Consider the following 5,364-nt stretch of genomic DNA (forward strand, 5'->3'; position numbering starts at 1 on the left):
GGCTGGCCGCGCTCAGGGACGACCTCGTCGCCAGGGTGCTCGCGGCGGTGCCCGACGCCATACTCAACGGCGCGCCGCCCGGCCCGGCCCGGCTGCCGGGCAACGCCCACTTCTCCTTCCCCGGCTGCGAGGGCGATGCGCTGCTCATGCTGCTCGACGCGAACGGCATCGCCTGCTCCACCGGTTCGGCCTGCACCGCCGGCGTGGCCGAGCCCAGCCACGTGCTGCTCGCCATGGGCGCCGACGAGGCGCGCGCCCGCGGCTCGCTGCGCTTCTCCCTCGGCCACACCACCACACAGGCCGACGTCGACGCCCTCGGCGCGGCCATCGGCGAGACGGTGTCCCGCGCCCGCCGCGCCGCCGCGCGCTAGCGACGCCCGAGTGGTACGCCATGCTCGGTAACCTGGAATGGCTATGGGACTACGGGTTCTTGCCGCCATGTCCGGCGGGGTCGATTCCGCCACGGCGGCGGCGCGTGCGGTAGACGCCGGTCACGAGGTGACCGGCGTCCATCTCGCGCTCTCGCAGAACCCGCAGTCGTACCGGTCCGGTGCCCGCGGCTGCTGCACCCTGGAGGACGCCAGGGACGCCCGCCGCGCGGCCGACGTCATCGGCATCCCGTTCTACGTCTGGGACATGGCGGAGCGGTTCGCCCGCGACGTGGTGGACGACTTCGTCGCCGAGTATGCGGCGGGCCGGACGCCGAATCCCTGCCTGCGCTGCAACGAGAAGATCAAGTTCGCCGCGGTCCTGGACCGCGCGCTCGCGCTCGGCTTCGACGCGGTATGCACCGGGCACTACGCGCAGATCGACTCCGCGACCGGCGCGCTGCGCCGCGCCGCCGACCCGGGCAAGGACCAGTCCTACGTGCTCGCCGTGCTCACCAGGGACCAGATCGCGCACGCGATGTTCCCGCTTGGCGACACGCCCAAGTCCGCGGTGCGCGAAGAGGCCAGGGGCCGTGGGCTGCTGGTCGCCGACAAGCCGGACAGCCACGACGTCTGCTTCATCGCGGACGGCGACACCCGGGGCTTTCTCACGCGCAAGCTGGGGCCGGCCCCTGGACAGATCGTCGACGAGGACGGCACGGTGCTCGGCGGGCACGACGGCGCCTACGCGTTCACCGTCGGCCAGCGCAAGGGGCTCCGGGTGGATCGCCCGGCCCCGGACGGCAGGCCCAGGTATGTGCTGTCCATCGAGCCGGTCTCCAGCACCGTCACCGTCGGCTCGCCCGAGGCGCTCGCGGTCCGCGAGATTACGGCGGTACGCCCGGTATGGACCGGCTGCGAGCCGCCGTCCGTACCGGTCGAGTGCTCGGTTCAGCTCCGCGCGCACGGCGAGGTCTACTCGTGCGTCGCCGCCCTCAGCGGCGACGACCTGCACATCGAACTGCGTGAGCCCGCCCGCGCGGTAGCCCCCGGGCAGGCCGCCGTGCTCTACGACGGCGACACGGTGCTCGGCAGCGCCACCATCTCCGCGACCCGCTGACTGACGCTAAGCCGCCGTCACCGTACAGGTGCCTGTTCAGTTCCGCGGGACGAGTCGATTCAGTGCAGGACTCGGTGTAGTAGTTCATGACGGCGACAATCCGCATCTCGGACTCCGCGGTCAAAGGCCGCGCGTAGTGCGGGTGCCGCCTGGCGTCGAAGAAGATCAAGTGCCCGGAATGGGGGCGGATGACCGAGCAGTCCTGCTCGACCGCGGCGATGTCCGCCGCGTCCGCGTCGTGCGCGAAAACGAGCTCGCCGCCGCTGGCGTGATCCGTGCAGAAGAGGACGCCTGTCAGCGGGTTGGAGTCGATGTGGCACTCGAAGCGCATCGTGGTCCCGCGCTGGACGTTCAGCACGACGCCATAGCGGTCGTCCTTGGCCGCCGCAATCGGCTCGGCGCTGGCTTCGCCGGCCATCTCGAGGAACTCTTCACGATAGGCCCGGTGGAGCCAGGGCAGCCGGTCGCGCACCTGAGGGGCGTGTACCCGGCCGCGCGGGATTCGCTGGACCTCTATCGCCTCCCGCGACAAGATCGGGGTGCGCGGGAACTCGTGGAAATCGGCGTCGGCGGCAACCTCTCGAACGTCCTCTTGCCAGCCTGCGGGAAGACACTCGTTCAGGTCGAACGTGGTCCAGCGGAATCGTGAGGGCATGCGTCCGATTATCGATTGCGAAGATTTTTGTGTCATACCGTCCGAATTCAGGACGTGCTGCTCGTCTCGAAACCGGTCGCCCGCTCGGCGCCGGGGCCATAACCCCGTGGTGGCCTGTGCCGCCAGAGCGGCCCACGGCCCCACGGAGTCAAGCGAGCTTGATTGGCGACGACATCCGGGGACGATGCCTGGCATCAATGCCGTCGCACGGTGCCTACGCTAGGGGGTCGTAATGTTCGTAGCGATACTGGAGTGATGGGCGGGCGTGGAGTTTGGCCATGAGTAAGGCCTCCAGCGGTCGGGCCTAACGGCGGCGCCTGGTCCGGCGCAATCCGGCGTTAAGCCCTTTTTGGGGCGTCGCCGAGGTGTGGTCCGCCGTCCTTCCTAACCGATTATGAGTTACGCGAGCTTTGTTGTCATCTGTCCAGTTCAGCCTGCGGTGACGGGGATCTCGGACCCCGGAGGGAGCGCGTAGGCGGGCGTCGGCCCAGCCTCGGTCCTGCCGCCGCGGGTGCGGCCCCGTACCAGGCGGCGCCCGAAATTGGGCGCGAAGATCATCACCGCGATCGGGATCAGGGCCGGCAGGGCTAGTAGCACTCCCGTCCAGCGGACGCCGATCCAGCCGGCCAGGAGCCCGTCGCTGAGCGACGCGAGCGGCTTGCTGCCAGCCCAGGCGATGGCCCAGACTGCCATCACGGCCGCCACTCGCGTCGGCCCGGCGGCCTTGGACAGCAACGTGCGGGTGGCGGAGTTGGCGACCAGGCAGCTGATCCCGGCGCCGAGGGCGGCGGCGACGCTTACCCAGACCCACGGCGTCATGACGAAGAACACCATGCAGCCGCCGAGGAGCGCCAGCGCGGTGGCGGCGAGCCTGAGCGAGGGCAGGTGCTTGGAACGCCGCAGCGATCCGACCACGCTGCCGCCGCCCAGCGCGGCGATGAACCACCCGGACCAGCTCGCGGACACGCCGAGATGGCTGGCCAGCGCGGGCCCGAGCACAAGTACCGGGTCATCGGCGACTGTCACCGCCGCCACCATAAGCAGCAGGACCAGGATGCGCCTCTCGCGGCGGGCGATCCTGAAGCCGTCCATGATCCGCGATCGCTGCCGCAGCTCCTCTCCGAAACGCCCCGCTCGCCAGAGGATCAGGGTGAAAACCACGAACGAGACAGCGTTCCCCGTGAACGCCCAGCCATAGCCGAACCAATGGACGACGCCGATGCTCAGCAACGGCGCTACAGCGCGGCCCAGGTTGTAGGAGACCGCGTCCATGACGAAGGCCGCGCGGACCCGGTCCTCGTCGTCGTCTACCAGTCGCCGCACTGTCACGTTCCTGGCGGGAAGCGCGAAGGTAAAGGCGAGCCCGCTCAGTATCGCGCCAATGACCAGCCCTATCTCAGTGAGGCCGCCGGCAAATTCCAGCCCAGCCAGCGTGGCCGCGATCAGCGCGGACACGATCTGGGTACCAAGAAGAGTTTTACGGCCACCGAACCGGTCGGCCATGACACCTGCCCACGGACCAAGCACGAGCGGGCTCGAGAACTGCGCGCAGGTAACCAGCGCTACGGCGAACACCGAGTGGGCCAGTCGGTATGCGAGCAGCACCTGAGCGGTGTTCTGGAGCCACGTGCCCAGGTCGGAAACGACACTGCCGTAAAAGTAGAAACGGAAGTTCTCGTTCCGGAGCACCCACCATGAGGTGCGCTGGTTACCGCTGGGAACAAGGCCGAGTGGCTCCCGGACGCGGTTAGGCACAGGCAGTAGTAGCACTGTTGTCCTTGATATTGAGGTCAGCTTGACCAGGCATGTGCGAAATCAGCGGGGGGCCTTCAAGCAGTCCGGCGCTTACCTGGGTCTCAGGCTGGCTCGCTTGCTTGCTCTATCTGGTCGACGCGGGTGGGTCTATTGAACTCGGGCTCCGGTACTTTCCTGACGTTAACGATGAAATGATTGCGGCCGCCGGCTAGCGGCGCCGACGGCCCTAGGCGTTAATTCACGATGGGGTCGTAGTGCTCGTACCTGTACTGCAAGGAAGGGCGTGCGTGGAGCTTTACCATGTCATCTCCTTTAGGTCACCACACGCAGCTCTGTGACCTGCCCCGCTAGCTAACGCGATGCTTATTGCATGACTTGGTCAGCACTGGAATTGTCAACTTAATATTCCAGGTCAGGGACCTTCCCGACATTGACGATGAACTGGTTGCGGTCAGCGGGCCAGACCGTAACCGTCACGCGCAGCGCGGTCCCCGTCTGGTCAAAGCCGGTGCGGAAGATCTCGAAGACCGTGGCGTCGTATGCCAGGCCGAAGAACGACTGCTCGTTCTTGTTGGGAACGCGCGCCGTGATCCAGTCCGTGTAGCCGACCTGCCTGACGTCTATGGCCTGAGCTAGATACTGGACGGCGCCTTCTTCGATGTTCTGGGCCATCAGCAGGTGCGTGGCTCCCCTGGTGATGAATTCCATCGGGTAGAAGGACGTCTGCATCGACCATGGGATGCCGTCGATGTGACGACTTTCATGCCTACTGACAACCTGCGTGTTTGGCGGTACACGGAGCCGACGTTTGACCTCGGTGGGCGGTATCTGGACCTCGACCCTGGGTAGGGTGACGCTCGGACTGCGGTTGCTCTTGTTGACCTCGGACAGATACGCGGCGCCTTCACCTGGGCCGCGCGTTGGGTCCCCGGACAGCTCGCTCACGAACGGGTCGACCCTCGGGGTGACGAAGGTCCCCTGTCCTGGCCTCGTCTCCACGAGACCCTGGCTCGTCAACCGCTTGATCGCATCCCTGATGGTGTTCCTCGATGAGGAATACTGGTCGCGGAGCTCGAGCTCGGTCGGCAGTTGGGCGCCTGGCGCGAGTTCTCCTGCCTCGATCCGAGCGCGTAGCTTCTCGGCGATCTGCTGGTACATCGGCTGCTGAACCATGAAGCCTCCCATTGGTACCAACCACCCAGACGATCCTTGCGGCCAAGTTCATCAGAATCTCTGGTGCCGTCTGGTTTGTACCCGAGGTTTCGTGGTACAACCGTTATAGACAAGAGGTTGGGATGGCTTGAACCGTCCGACTGATTAGATATATCAGGCTTAGCCTACCAGGTCAAACGCTTGGTCATAGCTGGACCTTGAGTGGCTCCCGGCCGTCTCAGATCGTCAGGCTCGCAGGAGAGCCGGGAGGCTCCCCTGGCCGGTTTCGTTAGCACCCTCATCATCTTCACCCT

4 protein-coding genes and 1 pseudogene are annotated in these 5,364 nt (G+C 66.5%); 2 read left to right on the forward strand and 3 right to left on the reverse strand.

Annotation, left to right across the window (positions count from 1 at the left end; all coding sequences use genetic code 11):
• Together WA805_RS15005 and mnmA are read left to right on the forward strand one after the other, a co-directional pair.
• The coding region (locus tag WA805_RS15005; protein WP_425242624.1) for an aminotransferase class V-fold PLP-dependent enzyme at window positions 1-371 on the forward strand (371 nt) is incomplete at its 5' end.
• A gap of 43 nt (window positions 372-414) precedes the next feature.
• Window positions 415-1,488, forward strand: coding sequence for a tRNA 2-thiouridine(34) synthase MnmA (mnmA, locus tag WA805_RS15010; protein WP_425240401.1), 1,074 nt, complete (start codon window positions 415-417; stop codon window positions 1,486-1,488).
• Window positions 1,489-1,627: 139 nt separating this feature from the next.
• Here the strand turns inward: mnmA and WA805_RS15015 are convergent.
• The 3 genes and pseudogenes from WA805_RS15015 to WA805_RS15025 form a co-directional block, all read right to left on the reverse strand.
• Window positions 1,628-2,338 (reverse strand): annotated as a pseudogene (locus WA805_RS15015) (hypothetical protein); the annotation flags it as partial.
• Window positions 2,339-2,572: 234 nt separating this feature from the next.
• Complete coding sequence (locus tag WA805_RS15020; RefSeq protein ID WP_422284984.1) at window positions 2,573-3,832, reverse strand: MFS transporter; 1,260 nt, start codon at window positions 3,830-3,832, stop codon at window positions 2,573-2,575.
• Window positions 3,833-4,297: 465 nt separating this feature from the next.
• The gene (locus tag WA805_RS15025; RefSeq protein ID WP_422280670.1) at window positions 4,298-5,071 is read right to left on the reverse strand and encodes a GntR family transcriptional regulator; all 774 of its coding nucleotides are present in this window, start codon (window positions 5,069-5,071) and stop codon (window positions 4,298-4,300) included.
• Between the last annotated feature and the right edge of the window lie 293 nt (window positions 5,072-5,364).

This window comes from Trebonia sp. (genome assembly GCF_049794275.1).
Classification (GTDB): Bacteria; Actinomycetota; Actinomycetes; order Streptosporangiales; family Streptosporangiaceae; genus Trebonia.

What these genes read in the sequence shown, in the direction of transcription:
- mnmA (WP_425240401.1), top strand. Translation starts at nt 415, where the DNA reads ATGGGACTACGGGTTCTTGCCGCCATGTCCGGCGGGGTCGATTCCGCC.
- WA805_RS15025 (WP_422280670.1), bottom strand. Translation starts at nt 5,071, where the DNA reads ATGGTTCAGCAGCCGATGTACCAGCAGATCGCCGAGAAGCTACGCGCT.